Source organism: Stenotrophomonas sp. 278, from assembly GCF_003935715.1.
Classification (GTDB): domain Bacteria; phylum Pseudomonadota; class Gammaproteobacteria; order Xanthomonadales; family Xanthomonadaceae; genus Stenotrophomonas; species Stenotrophomonas maltophilia_AH.
This window is the reverse complement of record NZ_RHPP01000310.1, coordinates 1-798: the sequence shown is the minus strand read 5'-3', so window position 1 is coordinate 798 and position 798 is coordinate 1. Positions and strand designations below refer to the sequence as shown.

The 798-nt window shown below is 65.0% G+C and carries 1 protein-coding gene and 1 pseudogene; both read right to left on the bottom strand.

Annotation, left to right across the window (positions count from 1 at the left end; all coding sequences use genetic code 11):
• On the bottom strand, positions 1 to 620 hold a 620-nt coding region (locus EGJ34_RS21885), incomplete at its 3' end, for a phage terminase large subunit family protein (protein ID WP_185750301.1).
• A pseudogene (locus EGJ34_RS22460) lies at positions 617 to 798 on the bottom strand (hypothetical protein); the annotation flags it as partial. The gene EGJ34_RS21885 and the pseudogene EGJ34_RS22460, both read right to left, overlap by 4 nt.

Below are 798 nucleotides of genomic sequence, written 5' to 3'. Positions count from 1 at the left end.
TAGAGACGCTTGTAGGTCGTCGGGAAAGACGATGTGCGCCCATCCAGCATCTTGACCGGGTCATCGCCGGTCAGCAGGACCTGCGGGGCTTCATCGATTTCATCGACCACCAGGTTCTTGACCGTGGTGGATTTGAGGCGCTGCGGACTGCCCATGTGCTCCACGTAGAGCTGGCCACCGGCGAAGTCCTTGAAGGTTCGCTGGTTGGAGCTGTCGCGGCTGGCGGTGCTGCTCAGGGCTTTGCGCACTGCCTTGCACACCTCGATCATCGGGTTGAGCTTCTGGTTCACCCACTTGTTCATGGACGCCTCGCCAGGAAGCGCGTACATGATTGGGGCCGGGGCGTAGTCCATCCAGTAGGCGATGGAATTGGTGGCGATCTGGCTCTTGCCGAACTGGATCGGGAACATGCAGGCCTGGTCGTGCACCGGGCTGCGCGCGGACATGTTGTCCATCGGCTCGCGCAGCGGCGGGTTGCGGTCGGTCACCCAGCGACCGGCCTTGCTGCTGCCCTTCGTGGACAGGCGCATGTGCTCATCGCACCACTGCGAGACGGTCAGAGGCCGGCGCGGTTGCAGCGAGCGTGCGAGCACGGTGTGGATGCGGGCTTGGGCGGTCATTCGGCCACCGCCGATGCTGCCACGCGGAAGCCGCGGCTCATCTCTTCCAGGGCGTGGCTGACCTCGTTCCAGATCAGCTCACGGCAACGGGCCTCATCAGCGGTGGCCGCCAGCTGCGGTGCCAGGGTGTCGGCCATGCGCTCCAGTTCCACGCGAATCGCCGTGGCTGCCTCGGCCA